The organism is Polaromonas sp. P1_E11 (assembly GCF_056405995.1).
Window position 1 is genome coordinate 16,328 of sequence record NZ_JBFUBA010000009.1, and the last position, 22,088, is coordinate 38,415.

18 protein-coding genes are annotated in these 22,088 nt (G+C 61.6%); 12 read left to right on the forward strand and 6 right to left on the reverse strand.

Annotation, left to right across the window (positions count from 1 at the left end):
• Positions 1-30: 30 nt before the first annotated feature.
• Positions 31-1,770 (reverse strand): ShlB/FhaC/HecB family hemolysin secretion/activation protein, encoded by a 1,740-nt coding sequence (locus AC1D11_RS21490; protein WP_477648556.1) that lies wholly within the window; start codon positions 1,768-1,770, stop codon positions 31-33.
• 642 nt (positions 1,771-2,412) lie between these two features.
• Positions 2,413-3,528, reverse strand: a complete 1,116-nt coding sequence (locus AC1D11_RS21495) for a 5-methyltetrahydropteroyltriglutamate--homocysteine S-methyltransferase (protein WP_477648555.1) — start codon at positions 3,526-3,528, stop codon at positions 2,413-2,415.
• A 144-nt stretch (positions 3,529-3,672) separates the two neighbouring features.
• Here AC1D11_RS21495 and AC1D11_RS21500 point away from each other — a divergent pair, with 144 nt between their 5' ends.
• From AC1D11_RS21500 to AC1D11_RS21550, 11 genes are all read left to right on the forward strand, one after another.
• Positions 3,673-4,767, forward strand: coding sequence for an aromatic ring-hydroxylating dioxygenase subunit alpha (locus AC1D11_RS21500; protein ID WP_477648554.1), 1,095 nt, complete (start codon positions 3,673-3,675; stop codon positions 4,765-4,767).
• Between the two features lie 17 nt (positions 4,768-4,784).
• Complete coding sequence (locus AC1D11_RS21505; RefSeq protein WP_477648553.1) at positions 4,785-5,579, forward strand: GntR family transcriptional regulator; 795 nt, start codon at positions 4,785-4,787, stop codon at positions 5,577-5,579.
• 109 nt (positions 5,580-5,688) lie between these two features.
• On the forward strand, positions 5,689-6,675 hold the full coding sequence (locus AC1D11_RS21510) for a PDR/VanB family oxidoreductase (protein ID WP_477648552.1): 987 nt from the start codon (positions 5,689-5,691) through the stop codon (positions 6,673-6,675).
• 132 nt (positions 6,676-6,807) lie between these two features.
• A complete protein-coding gene (locus tag AC1D11_RS21515) occupies positions 6,808-7,980 on the forward strand; it encodes an ABC transporter substrate-binding protein (protein ID WP_477651321.1) in 1,173 nt (390 codons plus the stop codon).
• A gap of 95 nt (positions 7,981-8,075) precedes the next feature.
• The gene (locus AC1D11_RS21520) at positions 8,076-8,948 is read left to right on the forward strand and encodes a branched-chain amino acid ABC transporter permease (protein WP_477648550.1); all 873 of its coding nucleotides are present in this window, start codon (positions 8,076-8,078) and stop codon (positions 8,946-8,948) included.
• Positions 8,949-9,917: a branched-chain amino acid ABC transporter permease gene (locus tag AC1D11_RS21525; protein WP_477648549.1), complete on the forward strand. Its 969-nt coding sequence runs from the start codon at positions 8,949-8,951 to the stop codon at positions 9,915-9,917.
• Positions 9,914-10,693 carry an ABC transporter ATP-binding protein gene (locus AC1D11_RS21530; RefSeq protein ID WP_477648548.1) on the forward strand — a complete coding sequence of 260 codons (780 nt, stop codon included), beginning with the start codon at positions 9,914-9,916 and terminating at the stop codon, positions 10,691-10,693. The genes AC1D11_RS21525 and AC1D11_RS21530 overlap by 4 nt, the downstream gene beginning before the upstream one ends.
• Positions 10,686-11,402 carry an ABC transporter ATP-binding protein gene (locus AC1D11_RS21535; RefSeq protein ID WP_477648547.1) on the forward strand — a complete coding sequence of 239 codons (717 nt, stop codon included), beginning with the start codon at positions 10,686-10,688 and terminating at the stop codon, positions 11,400-11,402. Before AC1D11_RS21530 ends, AC1D11_RS21535 begins: the two co-directional genes overlap by 8 nt.
• Positions 11,403-11,643: 241 nt before the next feature.
• The gene (locus AC1D11_RS21540) at positions 11,644-13,974 is read left to right on the forward strand and encodes an NADP-dependent malic enzyme (protein WP_457281935.1); all 2,331 of its coding nucleotides are present in this window, start codon (positions 11,644-11,646) and stop codon (positions 13,972-13,974) included.
• Between the two features lie 177 nt (positions 13,975-14,151).
• Positions 14,152-14,547, forward strand: coding sequence for a guanyl-specific ribonuclease (locus AC1D11_RS21545; protein WP_457282089.1), 396 nt, complete (start codon positions 14,152-14,154; stop codon positions 14,545-14,547).
• Positions 14,548-14,601: 54 nt separating this feature from the next.
• Positions 14,602-15,051, forward strand: a complete 450-nt coding sequence (locus AC1D11_RS21550; protein ID WP_348050784.1) for a barstar family protein — start codon at positions 14,602-14,604, stop codon at positions 15,049-15,051.
• Between the two features lie 279 nt (positions 15,052-15,330).
• Here the strand turns inward: AC1D11_RS21550 and AC1D11_RS21555 are convergent, their stop codons facing one another.
• The 4 genes from AC1D11_RS21555 to AC1D11_RS21570 all read right to left on the reverse strand — a co-directional run bounded on the left by AC1D11_RS21555 (position 15,331) and on the right by AC1D11_RS21570 (position 20,771).
• Positions 15,331-16,032, reverse strand: coding sequence for a glycosyltransferase family 25 protein (locus AC1D11_RS21555; RefSeq protein WP_477648545.1), 702 nt, complete (start codon positions 16,030-16,032; stop codon positions 15,331-15,333).
• 18 nt (positions 16,033-16,050) lie between these two features.
• Positions 16,051-16,830, reverse strand: coding sequence for a 16S rRNA (adenine(1518)-N(6)/adenine(1519)-N(6))-dimethyltransferase RsmA (gene rsmA / locus AC1D11_RS21560; protein WP_477648544.1), 780 nt, complete (start codon positions 16,828-16,830; stop codon positions 16,051-16,053).
• 73 nt (positions 16,831-16,903) lie between these two features.
• The gene (locus tag AC1D11_RS21565; RefSeq protein ID WP_477648543.1) at positions 16,904-18,322 is read right to left on the reverse strand and encodes a peptidylprolyl isomerase; all 1,419 of its coding nucleotides are present in this window, start codon (positions 18,320-18,322) and stop codon (positions 16,904-16,906) included.
• Complete coding sequence (locus AC1D11_RS21570; protein WP_477651322.1) at positions 18,315-20,771, reverse strand: LPS-assembly protein LptD; 2,457 nt, start codon at positions 20,769-20,771, stop codon at positions 18,315-18,317. Before AC1D11_RS21570 ends, AC1D11_RS21565 begins: the two co-directional genes overlap by 8 nt.
• A 117-nt stretch (positions 20,772-20,888) precedes the next feature.
• On the opposite strand from AC1D11_RS21570, the gene AC1D11_RS21575 reads away from it, so the two are divergent.
• Positions 20,889-22,061, forward strand: a complete 1,173-nt coding sequence (locus AC1D11_RS21575) for an aminoglycoside phosphotransferase family protein (RefSeq protein WP_477648541.1) — start codon at positions 20,889-20,891, stop codon at positions 22,059-22,061.
• Positions 22,062-22,088 lie beyond the last annotated feature (27 nt).

A 22,088-nucleotide genomic window follows, 5' to 3' on the forward strand; every position in this document is an offset into this window, starting at 1 on the left:
ATGGGTATGCAGAGCAGGGGTTGGGCCGGGCTAGAACCAGGTTTGGACCGACAGCCAGGCGCGCGGCGCACGGTCCGGGTCGCCGGTGGACGGCAGCGCCGTCGTCGTGCGCCAGGCCAGGTAGGTCTTGACCAGGAATTTGCCTGGCTGGCCCAGCGTGGCGCCCACACCGACGGAACCGAGGCTCAGCGTGTTGGCATTGCCAGGCACAGTGGGGCCGTTCTGGTTGAAGCGAACGCGCCCATGGTCATAGAAAGCCAGCAGGGTCAAAGGCTCACCCCAGACCGTCGGCGCGAGCTGGTAACGCGACTCCAGGTTCAACAGGAAACCGGCGTCGCCGACGCCTTCGCCCACTGGGTAGCCGCGCACGCCATTGGGCCCGCCCAGGACCATTTTTTCGGCCGAGCTGAGGTTTTTCGACGCCAGCTGGGCTTGTGCCGCGACGTGAAAGCTGTAAGCGGCGTCAAAAAACTGGGAGCGCTGGAATTCCAGGTTCAGCTTGCTGAAACCGCCCGCAGTGCGCAAGCCGCCGAGGCCATCGTCAAGCGCCTGATCGGCCGCATTCAAGGTGAGGCGGCCGAAGGTGGCGTTCACGGCATAGTTGTTCAGGCTGCTGCCGCCTGCCAGTTCGTCGATGAAGTTACCCGCCAGCCCCAGCCTGAGCGCGGCAATGTCGCGCTCGCTTTTGAGTGCGGGTGTGCGCGTTTCGTCGACGAGTTTTTTTTGCTCCGCACTGACGAGGCCGTACAAATTGCTGGCGCGCCCGCGCAGCAGGGGGTGGGACAGGTTGAGGCCGAGAATGTCGGCCCGGCCGCTGGCTCCCAGCGGCTCGAATTGCTTGCCCAGCGCGTAATCCAAGCGCGCCGCGCTGACGCCCACCCGCGTGCCGTAAGCGCCGACCGGCACGGTGTAGCCGGCGCGGTACAGGGTCGAGCCAGCCTGGTCGCTTTGCTGGGTGCTCAAGGCCAGCACGTCACCGCGCCCCAGCAGGTTGTTGAGATTGGCACTTAACGTGACACGCGCGGCACCAGCGGCGCGCGCGCCATGGTTGTCTGCGCTGACCGAGCCGTCGGCGCGCGGCCCTTTGCCCTGCACGGTGATCAGGACATCCGCCAGGCCCAGGCGATCTCCAGGCTCGACCGTAGCGCCGGCGTCATATCCCGCCAGGTCGCGCAACAGCAACACGGGCTTGTCGAGTGCGTATTCGGTAACGGCGTCACCGGACCGCAGCTGGCTGCCCACCAGTTCTTCCGCGAACGCCTTTGAGATGCCAGCGCCTTCGACCCGCACAGAGACACGGCCGACCCGCGCTTCAATGATGGTGATGGCGACAGTCCCGCCTTCCGCGGGAAACGCCTGCTCGGGCAGGTAGGCCTGCGTGAGCAGATAGCCGTTCTGCCGGTATAGCGCGCTGATGGCATTGGCGGCATCTGTGAGGCCGGCCAGATCCGTGGGCCGGTGGAGCCGGCTAGACAGCAAAGCCGCAAGTGCTTCATTGGAGAAAACGCTGTTGCCGGAAAAACTGAACGCCGCTGGCGTAATGCGCGCAGTTCCGGCCGCTGGCTCCGCAACCCGGGGCGGTGTCAGTTCGGGCAGTGGCCCGCTGCGCAAGGGCAGCAACGGCAACGAACCTTGCGGCTCCAGCAGCGTTCCGGCATCGGGCCGCACGTCCACCCGGGCCTGCGCCAGCGCAGGGACGTCCAGGGCGATGCAAACACCCAGAACCCCCCAGGCGACAAGCCTGGATGCCAGAAAGACTGAACTGCTCAAGAAGCGACCCTTTCGGTGTACAAGTGAAACAAAATGTTTTATCGGTTGTAGCGCTTTGCTCTTAAGCTGTCCAATATTTTTTGTTAAAACACCTCCTATTTTCGCTGTAAGTGTTTGTTTTTGCACGGTTATTTAAAGATCTTGGAAAAATAAGCCGGCGCGCTGATGGTTCTTGGTTAAATGTAAGTAAATGTTCATAGCATTATTCCCACCGACAGGCAGACAGAAGTGGTCGTCGTCCGCATGAAGGAGCGCCGGTCAATAGGGATAAGAAGAGGAGGCAAGGAAGAGGGGGCGGCACTTATGGGGTACGTGCCGGCCGGCAGCGCCAGTACTGGCGAGGGCTGCGCCAGAAGCCTGAGGGCGGCATGCCCAGGCCATGCTTGCTATCTTTTTGAGAGCTGCTTGCGCGCGTCCAGTGGGGATGGTGAGCCGTTTTGATGCTCAATCGTGGCGCCGACCCGTTGACCGGGATTGCCCACGGGATCGCCGCCAACCGGGAGCCATCAAGCCACAGCGAAACTACCGACGCAGCAGAAGGCGCCGGTTAACGGCCCCCAAAAAAACAGGCTGAAGTCAGCCAGGCCCCCTCGCTAAAGACACGAAAAGGGGAGGATGACGTGCGCCAGTCCCGGGGTCAGCTCAAGCTGTGCCCCACACCTCGCGTGCGGTTTCGACCACCAGGCGCAGCTTGTTGCGTTGCGCTTCCACGGCGATGTTGTTACCGTGCACGGTGCTGCTGAAGCCGCACTGCGGTGACAGTGCGAGTTGCTCCAGCGGCGCGTATTTCGCGGCGTCTTCAATGCGGCGTTTCAGGTCATCCTTGCTTTCCATTTCGCCGAACTTGGTGGTGACCAGGCCCAGCACCACTGTCTTGCCCTTGGGCAGGTAGCGCAGGGGTTTGAAGTCGCCGCTGCGGCTGTCGTCGTACTCGAGGAAATAGGCATCCAGGTCCATCTCCTTGAGCAGCGCCTCGGCCACCGGCTCGTAGTTGCCGGCCGCGGCGTGGGTGCTCTTGAAGTTGCCGCGGCACAAGTGCATGGCCAGCGTCATGCCGGCGGGCTTTTGCGCGACCACCTTGTTGATGAATTTGGCGTAGCGGTGCGGCAGCTCGTTGGGGTCGTCGCCGCGCTGGCGCGCCGCCTCACGCATTTTTTCGTCGCACAGGTAGGCCAGGTTGGTGTCGTCCATCTGCACATAGGTGCAACCGGCCGCGGCCAGGCTGCGCAACTCGTCGCCATAGGCTTTTGCCACGTCGTCGTAGAAAGCCGGATCGAGTTCGGGATAGGCCTCTTTGCTGATGCCGGCGCGGCCGCCGCGAAAGTGCAGCATGGTGGGCGAGGGGATGGTGACCTTGGGCGTGTTGCCCGTGCTGACCTGGCTCTTGAGGTACTGGAAGTCGGCGAGCTGGATGTCCTTGACGTGGCGCACCTTGTCAATCACGCGCATCACCGGCGGCGCCAGTTCCATGCTGCCGTCGGGCCGCTGGATGGTGACCGGGATGTCGGTCTTCACGCCGCCGATCTGCTCCAGGAAGTCGATGTGGAAGTAGGTGCGGCGGAATTCTCCGTCGGTGATGCTTTTGAGGCCCACGTCTTCCTGGAACTTCACGATCTCGGTGATGGCCTGATCTTCAACCTTGCGCAGTTGTTCGGGCGTGATCTGGCCCTTGGCTTTTTGCTCGCGGGCTTCCAGCAGGTACTGCGGGCGCAGAAAGCTGCCGACATGGTCATAACGGGCGGGTAGCTTGGCGGTCATGGGAAAGTCTCCATCGGTTGCAGGCACAAACCCCCATGGTATTCCAGCAAAGTCACCCCTCATTGAATACATAAGCCCCGTATTTACCCTGAATTTCCCCATTTTTCTTGGCTTTTTGGCAATTTATGTATACATTGAGTATCCATGAATGCCCAGAAATCGACTTTTCCCCTGAACGCCTGGTATGCCGCCGCTTATGACGTGGAGGTGGGCCGCACGCTGCTGGCGCGCACGATTTGCAAACAGAAGGTGGTGATGTTCCGCCGCACCGACGGCCAGGTCGCCGTACTGGAAGATGCCTGCTGGCACCGGCTGCTACCGCTGTCCATGGGCACGCTGAACGGCGACGAGGTGACCTGTGGTTACCACGGGCTGGTCTACAACGCCCAGGGCCGCTGCACCCACATGCCCAGCCAGGAAACGCTGAACCCCTCGGCCTGTGTGCGTGCCTTTCCAGTGCTGGAAAAGCACCGCTTTGTCTGGATCTGGCCCGGCGACCCGGCCAAGGCCGACCCGGCGCTGGTGCCCGACATGCACTGGAACGACGACGCAGACTGGGCCGGCGACGGCAAGCTGATCACCGTGAAGTGCGACTACCGCCTGGTCGTCGACAACCTGATGGACCTGACCCACGAAACCTTTGTGCACGGCTCCAGCATCGGCCAGCGCGCCGTGGCCGAGGCACCCTTCGTAGCCACGCATGGCGACCGTACGGCCACCGTCACGCGCTGGATGGAAAACATCGACGCACCGCCGTTCTGGGCCGGGCAGATTGAGCATGCGCGCGACTACAGGGGCAAGGTGGACCGCTGGCAGATCATTAAATTCGAAGCGCCCTGCACTGTGAACATCGACGTCGGCGTGGCCGAAGCCGGATCAGGCGCGCCACCGAAGGGCGGCCAGCCAGGCGACCGCAGCAAGGGGGTCAATGGTTTTGTGCTGAACACGGTGACGCCGGAAACAGACGGCAGCTGCCACTACTTCTGGGCTTTCGCACGCAATTACTGCCTGGGTGAACAGCGCCTGACGCACCAGCTGCGCGAGGGCGTTGCCGGCATCTTCCGCGAGGACGAACATGTGCTGGAGGCTCAGCAGATCGCCATCGACGAACATCCGGACCACCAGTTCTACAACCTCAACATCGATGCCGGCTCGATGTGGGCACGCCGCCTGATAGACGGACTGATCGCGAAAGAAAAACCACCGGCGCCTGTCATCGCTATCCGGCTGGCGGCCTGAAGCGGGGATCATTTTTTATGCGCACCACAATCAATGCTATTAATTCAGTAGCTGCCGGCGCCGATTCCGAAAGGGCTACAGGCCAAAATAGCCTTGAAAGCGCGCAGGTGCGGGCGCAGTTACAGCTTCGCGAGATGATCCTGGCTGGCGAGTTGCCCGGTGGCGCACGCATTGCCGAGCTGTCCATCGTTGAAAAACTCGGCTTCTCACGAACACCGATTCGTGCGGCATTGATGCGGCTGGAGCAGGAAGGCCTGCTGGAGTCGCTGCCCAATGGGGGCTATGCCGTGCGTACGTTTTCCGAACGCGATGTTTCCGAAGCGATCGAACTGCGCGGCACCATTGAAGGGCTGTCGGCGCGGCTGGCCGCCGAGCGCGGCGCACCCACCGTGGTATTGAACGAAGCCCGCGAATGCCTGGGCAAGATTGATGCGGTGCTCAGCCAGCCTGCGCTGGACGATGAGGCTTTCTCCTCCTACGTCGCGCTGAACGAGCGGTTTCATGAACTGCTGGGTGAAATGGCCGGTAGCAGCGTCATTGCCAAGGAGCTCGAACGCGTGTTCAGCCTGCCGTTTGCGTCGCCTTCGGGTTTTGTGGTGGTGCAAGCCAATTCCCCGGGCGCGCGCGACATGCTGGTCGTGGCGCAGGACCAGCACCGACAGGTGCTCGACGCCATTGAGCAGCGCGAGGGCTCGCGCGCCGAAGCGATCATGCGCGAGCACTCACGCCTGGCCCAGCGCAACCTGCGCGCTGCCGTGGCCAGCCACAACCTGGACCAGATGCCCGGCGTGCGGCTCATACGAAAGAAATGACGTCCCCCCGAAGCGGCCTGCGGCCGCCTCCCCCCAAGGGGCGCCACCAGTGGCCCGGCAAAGCCGGTTCCACGGCGGCCCTCGAATTGAAGAGATCACGGAAAACTGAATGAAAGCCACCTCCAGCTGGACCGATGCGGTCATTGAATCTTTTGAGGACCTCACGCCCACCGTGCGCGAGTTTCGCATCCGGCCCACGGGCGACGCAGCCACCGTGCAGCGCCACGAACCTGGCAGCCACCTGCAAGTGCAGCTGCTGGTGGACGGCAAGCCGGAACTGCGCTCCTACTCGCTGGTCGGCGAACCCGACGGACAGACGTATCGCATCGCGGTGAAGCGGCTGGACGACGGCCGCGGCGGCTCTCGCGCGATGTGGCGGCTGGCCGCCGGCGACCGGCTGCAGCTCAGCGGGCCGCGCAACCATTTTCCGCTGGACTTCAACGCGCCAGCCTACCTGCTGGTGGCCGGCGGCATAGGCATCACGCCGCTGCTGGGCATGGCCCAGGCGCTGGCCGACCGCTGTGCGCAGTCGGGCCGGCCGCTGCGCATGCTGTACGGCACGCGCAGCGAATCTGAACTCGCTTACGGGGAAACGCTGCAGGGTTGCCTGGGCGAACGGCTGCATGCGGCCGTCGCCGTGCGCATCGACTTTGCCGGCGAGATTGCGGCGCTACCGGCCGGCGCGCAAATGTATATCTGCGGCCCGGTGCCCATGCTGGACGCGGCGCGCCATGCCTGGGAAGCCTCGGGCCGGCCGGCGGCCGACTTGCGCTATGAAACCTTCGGCAACAGCGGGCGCTTCGCACCGCAGGCTTTTCGGGTGCAGATCCCCCGCCACGCGCTGGACATCACTGTGCCGGCCGACTGCAGCCTGCTGGATGCGCTGGAGCAGGCTGGGGTGCAGGCCGTCTTCGACTGCAAGCGCGGCGAATGCGGCCTGTGCACACTGGACGTGCTGGCGCTGGACGGCGAGATCGACCACCGCGACGTATTTTTGAGCGAGCACGAGAAACAGCAGAACACGCGGCTGTGCGCCTGTGTCTCACGGGTGGTGGGTTCGGTGACGCTGGATTCTTCCTACCGGCCCGACAGTTGATCTCTGAACCGATCCACCACGGCGCACCCGTGAAGTTCGCATACAGAACATTGGTACTCGTTGCGAACGCTCAGTAAACTAACGCCAGCATCCCGCCCTTATAAATTCAAAATCGACCACTGGAGACAAACCATGAAAAGACGCCTCTTTACCGCTGCAGCCCTTGCCGTCGCCAGCCTGGCTTCGGCTACTTCGGCACTGGCCCAGGACAACACCTTCAAGATCGGCCTGATCCTGCCGATGACGGGCCAGCAGGCCACTACCGGCCGGCAGATCGAAGCGGCCGTACGGCTTTACATGGCGCAGAACGGCGACAGCGTGGCGGGCAAGAAAATCCAGCTGATCGTGAAGGACGACACCTCGCTGCCGGACACCACACGGCGCCTGGCGCAAGAGCTGGTGGTCAACGACAAGGTCAACGTGCTGGCAGGCTTCGGCATCACGCCCTCGGCCCTGGCCACCGCGCCCATTGCGACGCAATCCAAGACGCCCATGGTGGTGATGGCTGCGGCAACATCCAGCATCACGCAGGCTTCGCCTTACATCGTGCGCAGCAGTTTCACTTTGCCGCAGGTTTCGGTCGCGCTGGCCGACTGGGCGCCCAAGAACGGCATCAAGACGGTGGTCACGCTGGTGTCCGACTACGGCCCCGGCATCGACGCGGAGAAATTCTTCAAGGACCGCCTGACCTTTAATGGCGGCCAGGTGACCGACGCGCTGCGCGTGCCGCTGCGCAATCCCGACTTCGCGCCCTTCCTGCAAAAAGTGCGGGACAACAAGCCCGATGCGCTCTTCGTCTTCGTGCCTTCGGGCGCAGGCGCGGCGGTGATGAAGCAGTTTCTCGAGCGCGGCCTGGACAAGGCCGGCATCCGGCTGATCGCCACCGGCGACGTGACGGACGACGACCAGCTCAACGACATGGGTGACGGCGCGATCGGCGTCGTTACTTCGCACCACTACTCGGCGGCGCACCCCTCGGCGATGAACAAAAAATTCGTGGAAGCATTTGCCAAAGCCAACAAGGGCCTGCGCCCCAACTTCATGGCGGTGGGTGGCTATGACGGCATGCGGGTAATTTACGAGGCGCTCAAAACCAGCAAGGGCCAGGGTGGCGGCGACGCGCTGCTCGAAGCCATGAAGGGCCAGCTGTTTGAAAGCCCGCGCGGCAAGATCTTCATCGACGCACAGACGCGCGACATCGTGCAGGATGTCTATCTGCGCAAGGTCGAGAAGAAGGACGGCCAGCTCTACAACGTGGAGTTTGACGTGATCAAGGACGTCAAGGATCCCGGGAAGAACAAGTAACCCCCCGAAGCGCCGCTTCGCGGCGCCTCCCCCCTGCTGGGGGCAACACCAGCGGCCCGGCGAAGCCGGTTCCGCGGTGTTCCTGGTAAAGACACATGCTCACTATCCTCTTCGACGGTATCGCTTACGGCATGCTGCTGTTCATCCTGGCGGTGGGACTGGCGGTGACCATGGGCCTGATGAATTTCATCAACCTCGCGCATGGTGCTTTCGCGATGGCCGGCGGCTACATCACCGTGTTGCTGATGCAGCACTTCGGCGTGCCTTTTTTGCTGTGCTTGCCGCTGGCCTTCGCCGGCTCGGCGCTGCTGGGCGCTGTACTGGAGCGCACGCTGTATCGGCCGCTGTACAACAAGCCGCACCTGGACCAGGTGCTGTTTTCGATCGGCCTGGTGTTCATGGCGGTGGCCAGCGTGGACTACTTCGTCGGCTCGACGCAGCAGATCGTGCAGTTGCCCCAATGGCTTAAAGGCCGCACCGAGATCGGCAGCGGCGCCTGGATGCTGGGCATGGGCCACTACCGGCTGTTCATCATTGCGGTGTGCGCTGGGCTGACGATAGGCCTGCAGTACGTGCTGACACGCACGCGCTTCGGCAGCCGCTTGCGCGCCTCCGTGGACGACCAGCGCGTGGCGGCCGGCCTGGGCATCAACGTCAACATCGTGTTCCTTTCGACCTTCGCCGTCGGCTCGGGCCTGGCCGGCCTGGGCGGCGCGCTGGGCGCCGAAGTGCTGGGGCTGGACCCGAGCTTTCCGCTCAAGTTCATGATTTACTTCCTGATCGTGGTGGCCGTGGGCGGTACCACGTCGATCACCGGGCCGCTGCTGGCTGCGCTGCTGCTGGGCATTGCCGACGTGGCGGGCAAGTACTACATCCCCAAGCTGGGGGCCTTCATCGTTTACAGCCTGATGATCGCGATCCTGATCTGGCGGCCGCAGGGCCTCTTTGTGCGCAAGGGCGGCAGATAAATGAACACACAAACGTCCCTGCTTAAAAACAGCCGCTGGAAGCTCTGGGAACCGGTGCTCTGGCTCGCCGCCTTCGCCGCGCCAGTGCTGATGCCCAGCCACGCGTCCATCATCAATGAGATCGCCATCGTCGCGCTGTTCGCGGTGTCGCTGGATCTGGTGCTGGGTTACACCGGCATCGTCTCGCTGGGCCATGCAGCCTTCTTCGGCATAGGCGGTTATGCGGCGGCGCTGTTCGCCAAGCTGGTCATGCCGGACCCGCTGGTGGGCCTGGCAGTGGGCATCGCCACCGCCACGCTGCTAGGGGCCGTTTGTTCGCTCACCATCCAGCGCGGTAGTGACCTGACACGGCTCATGGTGACACTGGGCGTGGCGCTGATCCTGCTGGAGCTGGCCAACAAGCTTGACTGGCTGACCGGTGGCGCCGATGGCCTGCAGGGCGTGGTCATGGGTCCGCTGCTGGGCCGCTTCGAGTTTGACCTGTCGGGCCGCACCGCCGCCTATTACTCGCTGGCCGTGCTGCTCATTTTGTTTGTGCTGATGCGTCGCCTCGTGCATTCCCCGCTGGGCGCGACTCTCAAGGCGATACGCGACAACCGCCTGCGCGCCATGGCGATCGGTATTCCGGTCGCCTCCCGGCTGGCGGTGGTCTATACGGTGGCGGCGGGCGTGGCGGGTGCCGCCGGGGCGCTGCTGACACAGACCACCGGCTTCGCTTCGCTGGACCTGTTCGAGTTCCACCGTTCCGCCGACGTGCTGCTGATCCTGGTGGTCGGCGGTGCGGGCTGGCTGTACGGGGGTGTGGCCGGGGCGGTTGTGTTCAAGCTGATGCAGGACGCGCTGTCGTCCATCACGCCGCAGTACTGGACCTTCTGGATAGGCCTCTTCCTGGTGGTGCTGGTGCTGGTGGGGCGCGAGCGGCTGGTCCGGCCCTGGGCATGGTTGCCTAAGCGCGGAGGCCAGCCATGAGCGCGGCGCCGCACAGCGACGCGGTACTGTCCGCACAGGGCCTGGTGATGCGCTTCGGCGGCATTGCCGCCACCAACAACGTGAGCCTGAACCTGCGTCGCGGTGCCCGCCATGCGCTGATAGGGCCGAACGGTGCGGGCAAGACCACGCTGGTCAACCTGCTGACGGGCGTTCTGCAGCCGACCGAGGGCCGCATCCTCCTCGACGGCGAAGACATCACGCGGCTGGCGCCGCACCAGCGCGTCAAGCGCGGGATGGTGCGTACCTTCCAGATCAACCAGCTCTTCGATTCGCTCACGCCGCTGGAAACGCTGGCACTGACCGTATCGCAACAAGCGGGGCTCGGCGCGAAATGGTGGCAGGCGCTGGGGCGCAACCGGCGTGTGGCCGAGCGCTGCGAACAGTTGCTGGAGCAGTTTCACCTGACCGGGGTGATGGACCAGCCGACCCGCATGCTGGCCTACGGCAAGCGCCGCCTGCTGGAAATCGCCGTGGCGCTGGCCTGCGAGCCGCGCGTGCTGCTGCTCGACGAACCCGTGGCGGGTGTGCCGGCCGGCGAGCGCGAAGAACTGCTGCAGACCGTGGCCGCACTGCCCGCTGACGTGTCGGTACTGCTGATCGAGCACGACATGGACCTGGTGTTCAGCTTCGCCACCACCATGACGGTACTGGTCAACGGCACGTTGCTGATCGAGGGTACGCCTGAGGAAATCGCGGCCGACCCTCAGGTCAAGGCAGTCTATCTGGGCCATGGCGAAGAGGTGGCTCATGGCTGAACTCCTCAAGGTCGACAAACTGCGCGCCGGCTACGGTGAGGCAGTGGTGCTGCACGAGGTGTCGTTCGCACTGGGCGAGGGACAGACGCTCGCGCTGCTGGGCCGTAACGGCACCGGCAAAACCACACTGATCAACACCCTGGCAGGTGCGACGCGGCAGCACGGCGGCGCCATCTCGTTCGGGGCGGGCGCATCCATGGTCGCGTTGCACCATTTGCCCTCGCACGAACGCGCGGCGGCCGGCATAGGCTGGGTGCCGCAGGAGCGCAATATCTTCAAGTCGCTGACGGTGCACGAGAACCTGACGGCGGTGGCGCGCCCGGGCAAATGGAACCCCGAAGGCGTGTACGCCATGTTCCCGCGCCTGGCCGAGCGAAAGGGCAACCTGGGCACGCAGCTGTCGGGCGGCGAGCAGCAGATGCTGGCTGTGGGCCGGGCGCTGGTACTCAACCCGAAGCTGCTGCTGCTCGACGAACCGCTGGAGGGCCTGGCGCCCATCATTGTGGAGGAGCTGCTGCGCGCCATACGCCGCATCACGCGCGAGGAGGGCCTGAGCGCCATCATCGTAGAGCAGCACCCGCAGGCCATTCTGGCGATTTCCGACAGCGCCGTGGTGCTGGACCGCGGCATGGTGGTCCACACCGGAACGGCCCAGGCGTTGCGCGAGCAGCCCGAGCGCCTGGACCATTTGCTGGGTGTTGCGCGCTGAGCGGCGCAGGCCCGCCAACCTGGCTTTTTTTATTTCGCGCTTAAAGCGCTCAAAAAACGGCTACGCGCCGCCATCGTGAATGAGCTCTACGGCAAAGCGGCTTTCTGTGCTGAAAAGTCAAAAGCAATACACCTTTTTGCGTAGATTCACTTACTAGGGTTTTCCCCTCCGACGGCCTACAATCGCAGACCTTACAAGAAATTGACGGTCGACCCGACCGTTTCCGCTGGAGACCTTGCTGATGCCGACACCCCCCACCGCGACGCCCAATAGCACTGAAGCCAATCGCGAAGAAAAACGCGCCGAATTGCGCCTCGCCGCACTTGAATACCACGAGTTTCCGACCCCGGGCAAGATCGCCATCGCAGCGACCAAACAGCTGACCAACCAGCGCGACCTGGCCCTGGCTTATTCCCCCGGCGTCGCGGCACCTTGCGAAGAAATCGTCAAGGACCCGAACAACGCCTTCAAGTACACCAGCCGCGGCAATCTTGTGGCTGTCGTGACCAACGGCACAGCTGTGCTGGGCCTGGGCGACATCGGCCCGCTGGCCTCCAAGCCGGTCATGGAAGGCAAGGGCGTGCTGTTCAAGAAGTTCGCCGGCGTGGACGTGTTCGACATTGAGATCGACGAAAAAGACCCGGCCAAGCTGGTCGACATCATTGCTTCGCTGGAGCCGACCTTCGGCGCCATCAACCTTGAAGACATCAAGGCGCCCGACTGTTTTTATATCGAGCGTGAGCTGCGCAAGCGCATGAAGATCCCGGTCTTTCATGATGACCAGCACGGTACCGCCATCACCGTCGGTGCGGCCGTCCTGAATGCGCTCAAGGTTGTCGGCAAAGGTCCGGGCCAAGTCAAGCTCGTGACGTCCGGCGCGGGCGCGGCCGCCCTGGCTTGCCTGAACCTGTTGCTCAAGCTGGGCATCCAGCGCGAAAACGTGTTCGTGACCGATCTGGCCGGCGTGGTCTATGAAGGCCGCACCGAGCTGATGGACGAAGACAAAATCCAGTTCGCGCAGAAGACCGATGCACGCACGCTTGCCGACGTCATCGCTGGAGCGGACATCTTCCTGGGCCTTTCCGCCGGCGGTGTGCTCAAGAAAGACATGGTCGCCAAAATGGCCGCCAAGCCCATCATCCTGGCGCTGGCCAATCCCAATCCCGAGATCACGCCGGAGGACGTCCGGACCGTACGCGACGACGCCATCATGGCGACCGGCCGCACCGACTACCCCAATCAGGTCAACAACGTCCTGTGCTTTCCCTACATCTTCCGCGGCGCACTGGATGCCGGAGCCTCCACCATCACCATCGAGATGGAAATCGCGGCCGTACACGCGATAGCCGAGCTGGCGCAGGCCGAGCAAAGTGAAGTCGTGGCAGCCGCCTACGTGGGTGAAAAGCTGGCGTTCGGGCCCGAATACCTGATTCCCAAGCCTTTCGATCCGCGCCTCATGATGAAGATCGCGCCCGCCGTCGCGCAGGCGGCGGCCGACAGCGGCGTGGCCTTGCGGCCTATCCAGGACATGAACGCTTACCGCGAGCGGCTGCAAAGTTTCGTCTACGCATCGGGCACGGTGATGAAACCGATTTTCGCGGCCGCCAAGGCCGCCAGCCGCAAGCGTGTGGCCTATGCCGAGGGTGAGGAAGAACGCGTGCTGCGTGCCTGCCAGATCGTGGTGGATGAAGGACTCGCACGCCCGACACTGATTGGCCGGCCCGCCATCATTGCCCAGCGCATCGAAAAATTCGGCCTGCGCCTGAAGGAGGAGCTCGACTACGACGTGGTCAATGTCGAACAGGATCATCGCTACCGCGACTTCTGGCAAACCTATCACCGCCTCATGGAACGCCGTGGTGTGACGGTGCAGATCGCCAAAATCGAAATGCGCCGCCGCCTCACATTGATCGCCGGCATGTTGCTGCACAAAGGCGATGTGGACGGGCTGATTTGCGGCACCTGGGGCACGACGGCCCATCATCTGGACTATCTGGATCAGGTCATCGGCAAGCGCGAAGGCGTCAACACTTATGCCTGCATGAACGGCTTGTTGCTTCCGGGGCGCCAGGTGTTCCTGCTCGATACGCACGTCAACTGCGATCCGACTGCGGAGCAGCTCGCGGAGATCACCACCATGGCGGCCGAGGAAATGATGCGCTTTGGCATCAAACCGAAGGCGGCTCTGCTGTCGCATTCGAATTTTGGATCTTCCAACTTGCCCAGCGCCCTGAAGATGCGCCGCACGCTGGAGTTGCTGCGCGAAAAAGCGCCCTGGCTTGAGGTTGACGGGGAGATGCATGGCGACATGGCATTGGACGCCGATGCGCGCGCCCTCATCATGCCGAACAGCACCCTGACGGGTGAGGCCAACCTCCTGGTACTGCCCAATATTGATGCAGCGAACATTTCCTACAACCTGCTGAAAACAGCGGCGGGTGGCAATATCGCCATCGGCCCCGTTTTGCTGGGAGCAAACAAGCCCATGCACATCCTGACCGCTACGGCAACGGTGCGCCGTATTGTCAACATGACCGCACTGACGGTAGCGGATGCCAATGCGAGTCGATAAGCAAAAATTAGATAGCTAGCACTAACTTAGTGCATCAATGACCTCTCTCTTTACTGCCTAAATTTTCAGCATCCACTTGCGTTTTTTAGCCACATGCGGCAAACTACCTCTCTTGAAATTTAAGGGTTAACCCGAAAAATCGGTGGGTAACTCTGGATTCGAGAAAAAGGTTTTTTCATGTTGCGCAATGGGTGGGCGGCCAAAACGGCCATGTTGCTGGTTTTGGCAACCGGTCTGGCCGGGTCAATCCCCAGCATGGTGCAGGCAAAGGGCCCGGTTCCGATCGGGACCATAGCGACCGTCCAATTGCCCCCCCAGGGACGCGACATGATGGTGCTGATCTACCAAGGCGGGCCTTTCAAGCATGAAAAGGACGGCGTGGTGTTTGGGAACCGGGAACGACTTCTACCGGCTCAAAGTCGCGGTTACTACCGTGAATACACCGTCAGAACGCCCGGTGAGCGCAGCCGGGGAGCCCGGCGTATCGTTTGTGGTGGCTTGAAACCTGTCGCACCTGATGCCTGTTATTACACCGACGATCACTATGCGAGTTTTCGCAAAATCGTTCAATAAATTGAACTGTGATCGTTATTTTGAGTTTTTGACTTAAGAGAAAGAGTAGCGGAGATGGATACACCACTTCGTCGGGACAACGAAACGCCTTTGCGCAAGGACGGTGAAACGCCCTTGCGCGGCGTACGTCCCAATATCGTTCAATCCATACGGGCCTTCCGGGTGCAAGACCTGCAGGATGCCGCGACACATTTAAACCAGCATTTCCTGTACGCCAACCTGGGCAACGCCCAGAGCAAGCAGGACGTGCTGGACATGATTGCGGCGCAGTACACCTTTCCGGCGCATTTCGGCAAGAACTTCGACGCACTGTACGACTGCATGACGGACCTGGTCCACAAGTCAGGCCCGCAGCCCGGCTTTATTGTCGTGCTCGAGCAAATTCCGGCCAACGCCAAATTTGACAAGGAAGCGCGCGAGCAGTTGCTCGACATCTTCCGGGATGCCTCTGATTACTGGGCGGATCGCAAGATACCGTTCAGATGTTTCTATTCTTTTCTGTAGCCCGCTCCCCAGACATTGGCCAAGGGGATCGGGCGAATGAGGCCCAGCAAGCAACCGCAGAAGGCGAAGAAGTCATGCCGACCGACAAATTGGTCGACGTATCGCCACTGGCGTTGCGCATGAGCAGCCCGTTTAATGCGGGTTACTGGTTGGCAGCTGCCTGAAAAAGGCGCTCCCTCCCGGTTTATAAAAAGCCCGCTTGCTGCGGGCTTTTTTACGCCAAACCCGAAGTTGAAAGCAGTGGCCGTCTCAAATAGCACTGCCAAACCGCTTTGCAACTCAAAACATATAGTAAAGAATGCGGTAGAAATATTTGCGGATATCAATCGGAATGCGCACCAGCATCAACCGAAAGCGCACCAGGCTTGACAGCTCCGGTCGAAGGCGCTGTCCTATCTGTGTATCAGTTCCCGCTTGGCGCACCGGGTAGGGCAACAAGGCATAGGTATTGATACCGTGTAAATGCCGCGCCTCCATAAAGTCGTCAACAGCCATGTGAAACTGCGTCGATCGCCGCAGCAACTGAGTTGCCTCTTGCGGGCCAAGCACATAACCGGCCGTACCAGCCGGATCGCCCCAGTATCTGGCATATGGCGTATCGCCCATAAATTTGTGCCGCTTCTCGAAAACACCCGCGAGCCTGACTATGGGATAAGGTGCCAGTTCAAGCTGGTCGAGCAACGCGGTACTCAGCCCGGGCAGCAACACGTCATCTTCCAGGATCAGGCATTTTTCGCCTTGCGCCTGTACAGCTTTCCAGGCACGCTGATGGGCGAGAAAACAACCGACCTCTCCCGGCGACATGCCGTAGCCATAGCGTAGAAGGCGCCCACCTTCGTTGTAGCCGAGCTCGGCCAGCCGCGCGGGGTCTACTCTTACACCATCAATCAGGCCATAGCTCAGCCCCAGCGCCACCATTTGCCGGTCAATGGTCGCTCGTCTGGTGGTCGCCTCGGGAAGTGAGATGACGAATATCTTCATGTCAGATGTACCGAACAGCTAATTGCGCAGTTGCGCTACGCTCTGCGCCAGGGCAACATACTCGGTCACCGCGACTTCTTCGGCACGCCGCTGGATATCAAATTCCCCCTCGAACCCATGGCTGTCCAGCCACTTCCCCAAGGTGTGACGCAGCAACTTGCGGCGCTGGCTAAAGGCAACCTGTACCAGTTCACTCAGGAGTTTGACATCCAGCGCCACGGGCGCCGTGCGCGGCACCATGCGCACCACGGCGCTGTCGACACGCGGCGGTGGATCAAAACTTTGCGGCGGCACGAACAGCACGTTTTCCATCGCGTAGCGCCACTGCAGCATAACGCTGAGCCGGCCATAGTCACTGGTGGCAGGCTCAGCCACCATCCGGTCTATCACTTCCTTTTGCAACATGAAGTGCTGGTCTTCTATAACCTCCACAGCATCCAGTAAATGAAACAGGATGGGTGTGGAAATGTTGTAGGGGAGATTACCAACCACCCGTAGCTTCTGCCCTTCAGCACAGGCCGTTTGTGCCAACCCGCGGACATCCACTTTCAATACGTCGGACTCGACCACGGCAAGCTGGGGATGCAACCGTAACTGACGGGCAAGATCACGGTCCAGCTCAATGACCGTCAAATGGCCCACTCGTTCAACCAGGGGCTGGGTCAGCGCAGCCAGCCCAGGCCCGATCTCTACCATGGCCTGTCCCGGACGTGGAGCAATTGCCTGCACAATTCCCTCAATGACGCCTTGGTCCGTCAGGAAATGCTGGCCAAAGCGCTTGCGTGGAATATGTTTCACATCAAGGGCGGGACTTTGTTGGAGAGATCACTCCGGAAATTGATCCGCAAAAACATGACGCGTGGGACGATCTTCACAATTGCGGTGCTTCACGGTACTCCACGTAGGCACGGCCCCGAATCTCCTGGGCCCACAGGGCGAAGGCTTCGTTTTGCTTTTTCTCGCGCAACACCCCCCGCGCCATTTCCCGTTGATCGCGCTGCGAGAGTTGGGTCTCGCGGCGTTCCAGTACCTGAACAAGATGCACGCCAAAACGGGATACCAGCGGATCCGAAATCTGGTTGGGTGCCAGTCCGTTCATGACTTTCTCGAACTCAGGCACAAACATGCCGGTGCTTGCCCAGCCGAGATCACCGCCTTCCTTGGCTGAGGCATCGTCGCTGTTCTCACGTGCGAGTGCCGCAAAATCAGCCTGTCCGGCCTGGATGCGTCTTTTGAAACCCGCCAGCTTTTCCACCGCGGCGGCTTCACTGAGCTGCGGCGTCAACCGGAGCAGGATATGTCTTGCATGGGTTTGTGCCACCATCATGCCCGGCATGCCGCCTTGCCTTTTTTCGATGACTTTGAGGATGTGAAATCCAGCCCCGCTCCGAACCGGCCCCGCCAAGCCCCCCGCTTGCAGTTTGCTTGTCGCCTCGACAAAAAGATCTGGATAGCGGTCTGCAGTCCGCAGCCCCATCAGCCCACCTGAAGCGCGTGTAGGAGACGCTGAAACTTCGGCGGCCAGGGCCGTAAAGTCGGCACCGTTGCGGGCACGGTCCATCACCTGCTGCGCCTTGGCTTGCAGTGTTGCAACCTGATCGGGCGTGGCATTTTCCGGTACGGCCACCAGAATTTCCGCGAGGTTGAGCGCCAGCGAAGACGATGGGGTCCCGCCGTCCTGGTCACGCAAAAATTGGTCGACTTCCTGCTCCGTAACCGTCGCACGCGCCTCCAGTTCTCGCTGGCGCAGGCGGCTGACCAAAAGCTCATCCCGCAATTCCGAGCGGAACTGGGCATAGTCAATCCTGTCCGCCTTCAGGCGGTTGCGCAGCTCTTCGACCGTGATCTGGTTTTGGCTGGCAACGGTCTGGACCGCGGCTTCGACGGCGTTGTCATCGACTCTCAGGCCCGACGTGCGCGCCATTTGCAATTGCGCCTTGTCGCTGATCAGGCGCTCCAGGATTTGCCCGACCAATTCGCTTCGCGGCGGCACGGTAGCGCCCATCTGAAGCATTTGCTGCTCGGTACGGATCAGCTTGCTGCGAACCTCATTGTTGGTAATCGGCTCGGAATTGACCACCGCAACAATGAAGTCAGCCTGCCGTTGCGCGCTTCCCTGCGCCCCTGCAGTCCGGGTGCCGCTGGCCGCATCAGGCAGGCGCAACGTACCGGACGGCCGCAACCCCTGGGCCTGTGCGCCTGCCATCAGCACAATCGACAATGCCAAGGCCGTCGTGGCGGCTTGAACGGGATTCAAAAAAAATCTTGGGATGGCGCGGTTATTAGTCATAAGTAGTAAAGCGGCTTGGCGTGCTGGTATTCTCACGCAGATATTGGTAACGTGGAACATTCGACTTCAGGGTTTCCAGGGGGTTGGAACCCAGGCGCGAAAATCCCACCAGCTCAAGCTGGAACAAGATTTTCGTATCCGAGCTTCCGGTCCCGGTTTGAGAACGCTGCAGAACCACGCGCCCTATCCAGCAACAGCCATCGTATTCAACACCGATGATCGAGTCGACCAGTTTTTTGTCCAGCACGCTGTAATTCAGGCGCCCAACGGCATAGTACCGGCCGCCTCCCTGGCCTTGCCCGGCGCCCAGGTCTTTTCCCTTGTCGCCCCATAAATCATTGATGGGCCACTGCCAGCCCACGTCAATTTGTTCACTGACATTGCGCTGGCGCCGGAATGCGGCACTGATAACACGGTAATTGCTGGGGTTGTAGCGCACACCGATCGACGTCCGCTCGGACTGCCTGGTCTTCGGGTTGTATTGAACCGTGCTATCGAAAGACCACTGTGGCACCCAGTTGACGGACGCACCGACCAGCAAGTCGCTGATGCGATCAGTGACCGGCAATACACCCGGCATGGTCACTTTCTGATCTTCGAAACGCAGGCGCTGAGCAATGCCGACACGCACGGCTTCCGCACCGGTCGCGGGATCCAGCAGGCGTGAGGTAACGCCCAAGGTCAACAAGTTGGCGTCTGAAATGCGGTCATTGCCAACAAACGCGTTTTCGGTAAAGACCGTGGCGAAGTTGAAGTCATTGGACCCGGAATCGTAGTTTGGCAACAGGCTCTGGTCACGATAGGGCGTACGCACATAAAAGGCGCGAGGCTCCAATGTCTGGGTAAAGTCCCGACCCAGGAACCCGGCGTTACGTTCAAACTGCACGCCGCTGTCCAGGCTGAAGGTGGGAACCACACGCGACGCCGTTCTTGCACCATTGGGCAGCGTTGAATCGAATTTATAGCTCGTGGCATGCAGCTGTACTTTGGGGGTGATATACCCAGCAGGCAGCAGCCAGGGGCGGCTCAGCTGCAATCGCGTGAATGCCCGATCACTGTTAGGTTGGTTGGTCAACTGGCGGTCAGCGGAAAACCGGGTAAAGTCGCCCTCCACCGACCAGTCAAAGCCATTGCCCAATCCCACCACCGGCGCGTCCACACGGGTGTAGGCCGCCGCAAACTGCGGCAAGCGGTCGTAGGGCGGGGTGATGGGTGAGGTGACATCCTGCAATGTCTGCCACTTAAGTGTCCGCACATATGAAGAGAAGAATCCGCGGCCCCACGACAAGGTCGCGTCCTGAGGGAGAAGGCGCTGGGTGGTCGCCCCCTTGAGAGTCGGGAAGTCACGCCAATAATCGTTGTCACTCACCCGGTTCATGTTGAGGTTGATGCCCAGATCACCCACGGATGACAAGCCGCTGCTGATGACGCCGGCGTGCTGATAACTGTAGGACCAACGGTCCCGGTTGCGCAGTTTGTCGCCGGGAAGGAAATTCCCCCGCAGCTCGCCCGTGTACTTTGGCTCCAGGTAACGGAATTCGCCGACGAAGTCCATCCCGCGTTTGGTCAGGATTCCCGGTGAAAACGTCGCATCCCGATTGGGCGCAATATCAAAGTAATAGGGCTGCCGAAACTCAAAACCGTTCACCGAACCCATGCCGACCGTGGGCGGCAAAAGGCCCGACTTGCGCTTGTCGCTCAATGGAAAACTCACCCGGGGGAAGCCCAGAATGGGCACATCCTTGAAACGAACAACCGCCCCATTGGCAACACCCACCTCTCGCTCCAGGTCGAACTCGAAACTCCTGGCGCTCAATACCCACGAGGGCTCCCAGCTGGCCTCGTCATTGCGCTCGCAGGTGGTATAGCTCGCGCGCTGTGCTGTCAGGTTATTTTCATCAATGAAATCGACCCGCTCCGCCTGTCCGTTGCCCCCATTGCTGAGGAAACGGTAAGTCGGCGTGGTGAAGAAGCCTTCAAACCGGTCCAGCTTGATCTCCAGCTCGGGGCCCTCAAATCTGTTGCCGGCCCGGTTAATGCGGACATTGCCGCGGCTTTTGAGCTGGTCTTCGGGCTGGTAGTACTCGATGCGGTCCGCGCGGATGGCGGTGGACCCGCGGCGCAATTCCGCATTGCCTTCAATGACGGTCTCAAGATCCGGGCGCCCCGAAATCCGGTCGCCAAAAACAAATGTGGGCCCCTTATCCTGTGGGTCGCTGGAAACCTGCTCGGCCAGCTGGGGCGAAGACTTGAGTTTCGGGGTGCCGCCTCCGGGCGGGTCTGCGGGGGAGGTGGCGGAAGCGGCCTGAAGAGGAGCAGGTGACGCAGCCGGAGTTTGGGCGAGCGCCGTCCCGGCACCGGTCATCCCCAGTGCTGCGCAAACCACCAGCGTGGAGACAGCTTGAGCTATCGGGGAAAGAATAAAGGGCGAAGGGGATGCGCGGCGCATCGTTTATGTGAGATAAACCCGTTTGTAAAATCAGGCCTGATTATCCATGACCCTCCACCCCGTTCCCACAATGTCGAACCAGCGCCCAATTGCAGGGCTGGCAGGGACTCCAGAAACATGACCACCCCTTCCATTGCCTGGGCCGACCCGGCACGTGCCATGACCTTCGAAGCCTGGCTGACTGCCGCCGCCCGCGAGCACAACCTGCGGGTCGACACCATCAGGCCGGCATCAGCTGACGCAAGTTTTCGGCGCTACTTCCGGGTGGACGCAGCAACAGGCGATGGCAGTTACATCGTCATGGACGCACCACCTGCGCAGGAAGATTGCAAACCCTTCGTCAAGGTCGCCGGCCTGATGAGCGGTGCCGGCTTGATTGCCCCGCGCGTACTGGCCTGGGATGAACCAATGGGCTTCATGCTGCTAAGCGACCTGGGTGCGCAGACCATGATGGAAGCGATTAGACCGCCCGCCGAGGTTGACGCTATCGCCAGCCCCTCTCCGGCGCACTACGACCTGTATGTAGATGCGGTGGAGGCCTTGGTGCGCTGGCAACTCGCCTCCACGCCCGGAGTGCTTCCGCCCTATGACGATGCACTTCTCTCGCGCGAGCTGTCGCTCTTTCCAGACTGGTATGTCGCCAAATATCGCCACCTGGCGCTGGACACCGGCCTTCAGGACAAGCTGAACGTCATCTTCGAGCAGATCAAGGCCAGCAACCTGAATTCGCTGGGCGGCGCACGCGTCTACGTGCACCGCGACTTCATGCCCCGCAACCTGATAGCTCCCACGCTTGTCGCTTCGCGTACTACGCTGCCCCTTCAAGGGGCTAATTTTCCCAGGGGCGGCCCGTCGGAAAATTTCACGGCCCCTGAGCGCGGCGCGACAGGCCTTGGCGTGCTGGACTTTCAAGATGCGGTCTACGGCCCCATCACCTATGACATCGCCAGCCTGATGCGCGACGCCTTCCTGAGCTGGGAAGAAGATTTCGTATTGGACATCACCGTGCGCTATTGGCAAAAAGCCCGGAAGGCCGGCCTGCCGGTCGGCGACGATTTTGGCGAGTTTTACCGGGCCGTGGAATGGATGGGCCTGCAGCGCCACCTCAAGATTCTGGGTATCTTTGCGCGCCTCACGCTGCGTGACGGCAAGCCCAAATACCTGGCCGACACACCCCGCTTCATCAAATACGCCCGCAACACCGCCGCGCGCTACCGGCAGCTCGGGCCGCTGATGGTGCTGCTCGACGAAATTGAGGGCAATGAAACCCGTGTGGGCTACACCTTCTGATGCACAATCAGGCTGTAGCGAGCGCTG

Excerpts from the sequence above, each read along its gene's own strand:
- AC1D11_RS21495 (WP_477648555.1), bottom strand. The coding sequence starts at position 3,528 with ATGACCGCCAAGCTACCCGCCCGTTATGACCATGTCGGCAGCTTTCTG.
- AC1D11_RS21500 (WP_477648554.1), top strand. The coding sequence starts at position 3,673 with ATGAATGCCCAGAAATCGACTTTTCCCCTGAACGCCTGGTATGCCGCC.
- AC1D11_RS21505 (WP_477648553.1), top strand. The coding sequence starts at position 4,785 with ATGCGCACCACAATCAATGCTATTAATTCAGTAGCTGCCGGCGCCGAT.
- AC1D11_RS21510 (WP_477648552.1), top strand. The coding sequence starts at position 5,689 with ATGAAAGCCACCTCCAGCTGGACCGATGCGGTCATTGAATCTTTTGAG.
- AC1D11_RS21515 (WP_477651321.1), top strand. The coding sequence starts at position 6,808 with ATGAAAAGACGCCTCTTTACCGCTGCAGCCCTTGCCGTCGCCAGCCTG.
- AC1D11_RS21520 (WP_477648550.1), top strand. The coding sequence starts at position 8,076 with ATGCTCACTATCCTCTTCGACGGTATCGCTTACGGCATGCTGCTGTTC.
- AC1D11_RS21525 (WP_477648549.1), top strand. The coding sequence starts at position 8,949 with ATGAACACACAAACGTCCCTGCTTAAAAACAGCCGCTGGAAGCTCTGG.
- AC1D11_RS21530 (WP_477648548.1), top strand. The coding sequence starts at position 9,914 with ATGAGCGCGGCGCCGCACAGCGACGCGGTACTGTCCGCACAGGGCCTG.
- AC1D11_RS21535 (WP_477648547.1), top strand. The coding sequence starts at position 10,686 with ATGGCTGAACTCCTCAAGGTCGACAAACTGCGCGCCGGCTACGGTGAG.
- AC1D11_RS21540 (WP_457281935.1), top strand. The coding sequence starts at position 11,644 with ATGCCGACACCCCCCACCGCGACGCCCAATAGCACTGAAGCCAATCGC.
- AC1D11_RS21545 (WP_457282089.1), top strand. The coding sequence starts at position 14,152 with ATGTTGCGCAATGGGTGGGCGGCCAAAACGGCCATGTTGCTGGTTTTG.
- AC1D11_RS21550 (WP_348050784.1), top strand. The coding sequence starts at position 14,602 with ATGGATACACCACTTCGTCGGGACAACGAAACGCCTTTGCGCAAGGAC.
- AC1D11_RS21555 (WP_477648545.1), bottom strand. The coding sequence starts at position 16,032 with ATGAAGATATTCGTCATCTCACTTCCCGAGGCGACCACCAGACGAGCG.
- AC1D11_RS21565 (WP_477648543.1), bottom strand. The coding sequence starts at position 18,322 with ATGACTAATAACCGCGCCATCCCAAGATTTTTTTTGAATCCCGTTCAA.
- AC1D11_RS21570 (WP_477651322.1), bottom strand. The coding sequence starts at position 20,771 with ATGCGCCGCGCATCCCCTTCGCCCTTTATTCTTTCCCCGATAGCTCAA.
- AC1D11_RS21575 (WP_477648541.1), top strand. The coding sequence starts at position 20,889 with ATGACCACCCCTTCCATTGCCTGGGCCGACCCGGCACGTGCCATGACC.